The 2,619-nt window shown below is 75.9% G+C and carries 2 protein-coding genes; both read right to left on the reverse strand.

Features of this window, described 5'->3' with window-relative positions; genetic code table 11:
* Positions 1-310, reverse strand: a 310-nt coding sequence (locus AB0K37_RS41625) for a zinc ribbon domain-containing protein (RefSeq protein ID WP_363991608.1), incomplete at its 3' end; no start/stop codon positions are given.
* Positions 307-2,508, reverse strand: a complete 2,202-nt coding sequence (locus AB0K37_RS41630) for a tetratricopeptide repeat protein (protein WP_363991611.1) — start codon at positions 2,506-2,508, stop codon at positions 307-309. The genes AB0K37_RS41625 and AB0K37_RS41630, both read right to left, overlap by 4 nt.
* Between the last annotated feature and the right edge of the window lie 111 nt (positions 2,509-2,619).

Consider the following 2,619-nt stretch of genomic DNA (forward strand, 5'->3'; position numbering starts at 1 on the left):
TCTCGCTGTAGCCGCCGGCCACGCTCGCCGCCCCGCCCCATCCGGGGCACTGGCCCGCCCGGTCCGCCCGCCGGGCGGACGGCGCGGACTCCTGCCTGATCGTGGCGCCGTCGCGACCGGCGGACGCGGCGGGCGGGCCGTCGGCGAGCCGGTGCCCGCACTCCTCGCAGAAGATCTCCTCGGCGAACACCACGGCGCCGCAGGCGGGGCAGGCCAGCTCGGCCGCCTTCCCCTGGTCCGTCCCGGCCCTGCCGGTTCCGGGGGCGTCGGTTCCGGCGGTGTCGTCGGCTCGGGTGTGGTCGTCGGTCACAGCAGCGTCCTCGGGCGTACGGCGTTGGCGGAGTCGACGAGCCGGCGGCACTCGTCCCTGTCTCGGGTGCGGCGTGCCAGCTCCCGGTATGTCCCTTCCAGAAGGCGGCGCAGCGGGGCCTCGGCGAGCGCGGCGCCGAATAGGGAGCCGCCCTGCGTCCCGGCCGCCGTGCCGGGACCCGCCAGGATCCAGCCGAGCGCGGCCTCCAGCACCTCGGCGGTGAGCCTGTCGCGGCGCTCGGCGTCCAGGTCGAGGGAGGCGAGCCGGTGGCCCGCGGCGACCAGCTCGCCCGCCGTCAGCTCGGCGGGTGGACGGCCGCGCACCGCCGTCACGACGGCCGCGACCTGCGCGGGCACGTACCGGATGGAGATCTTCGGCACCGAGTCGAGCGCTGCGACGGCGGCGCGGCGGTCGCCCGCCGCCAGATGCACGCGGGCGAGGCCGAAGGCGGCGTTGATGTAGCTCTGGTCGGTGCGCCACACCGTCTCGTACAGGCGGACGGCGTCGTGCGGCGCCGACCGCTCGCGGCAGTAGGCGAGGGCCAGCTTGGGGGCCGCCTCGCCGGGCAGCAGCGCGTACAGCCGGTCGAACAGCGGCGCGGCCTCGTCCACCCGGCCCCGCGCGAGCAGCCCGACCGCGCGGTACCAGCCGACCCGCCAGTCGGAGGGGCGCTCCGCGGCCAGCTCGTCGAGCAGCTCGTCGGCCTCGTCCGCCGCGCCCAGCTCGATCCTGGCGCGGGCGAGCGCCAGCCTGACCTCGGGCGTGCGGTCGGGCGCGTTCGCCGCCGCCTCGGCGGCCTGCGCGGGCTCCAGGGCGCCGAGCCCGGACACGAACGCGGCCGCGGGGTCGGCGCCGTCCACCAGCGGAACCGGCAGCGCCGCCGCGGCGACCGGCGGCGGGACGGGCGGCAGCGCCGCCTCCTCCCGCGCCTCGCCCGCCATCCGCGTCGTGAACCGCTCCGGGCCGAACAGCCCGGACGGGGCGGGGCGCGGGACGCCGTCCTCGGCCGCCAGCACCTCGCGCAGGACGCCGGTGAGCTGCTCGGCCATCTCCGCCGCGTCCTGGAAGCGCGCGGTCGGCTCCCGGTGCGTCGCGCGGCGCAGCAGCCGGTCGTAGGACTCGAACCGCTGGAGGACGGGGATCTCCTCGCGCGGCGGCAGCGAGTCGGCGAACCCCCGGGTGTAGCCCTTGAACGGGAAGCTCAGCACGGCGAGCGCCCGGCCGACCGTGTAGAGGTCGGAGGACACCGAGGGGCCCGCGTCGGCGATCTCGGGGGCCTGGTAGCCGACCGTGCCGTAGATCGCGCCGTCCGGGTCGTCCAGCCGCCGCACCCCGCCGAGGTCGATCAGCCTGAGCTGCTCCTCGGACTGGATCACGTTGTCCGGCTTGAAGTCGCAGTAGACGAGCCCCTGGGCGTGCAGGTACTCGAACGCCCGCAGCACCTCCAGCCCGTAGGCGATGGCCTGCGCGAGCGGCAGGTGCTTCTGGCCGGCCGGCAGCGGCTGCCGCAGCAGGATGTCCTTGAGCGACTCCCCGCCCACGTACTCCATGACGATGTAGCCGTCGCCGCCGTGCTGGACGAAGTTGTAGATCTTGACGATGTTGGGGTGCTCGACCTCCGCGAGGAACGCGCGCTCGGCCGCCGCCGCGGCCATCGCGTCGGCGTCGCCGCTGTCGAGCAGGCCCTTCAGGACCACCCAGCGGTCGCTGACGTTCTTGTCCTGGGCCAGGTAGATCCAGCCGAGCCCGCCGTGGGCGAGGCAGCCGAGCACGCTGTACTGGCCGCCGACGAGGTCGCCCGGGACGAGCTTGGGGGTGAAGGAGAAGCGGGCGCCGCACTTGGGGCAGAAGCCCTCCGTGCGGCCGGGGCGGTCGCCGCGCCCGCGGCCGACGGGTTCGCCGCAGCCGCTGCAGTACCGCTTGGCCTCCGCGACCTGCGGGTCGCTCATCACCGCGCTGGACGGATCCCGGTAGGGGACGCGCGGCACCTCGACGAGCCCGGCGCCGAGCATGCCGCGGCGGCCGGAGGAGCGGGCCGACCCGGTGCGGGTGCTGCCCGTCCGGGTGCTGCCGGTCGCCGTGCTGCCCGACGCCCCCGCGGCTCCCGATGCCCCCGAGCCGCCGGACCCGCCCGCGGCGGCCTGGACGCGGGCGGTGTACGCGGGCGGTGAGCCGCACACGTCGCAGTAGCCGTCCATGATCGTGCCGGCGCAGGGTCCGAGTGATGTGTGGACGCTGTTCCATTCGTATGCGTTCGACTTCTCGGTGTGGGAGCTGTGGGGTTCCCTGCTGTACGGGGGCAGGCTCGT

It is taken from the genome of Actinomadura sp. NPDC049753 (assembly GCF_040674655.1).
GTDB classification, from domain to species: domain Bacteria; phylum Actinomycetota; class Actinomycetes; order Streptosporangiales; family Streptosporangiaceae; genus Spirillospora; species Spirillospora verrucosospora.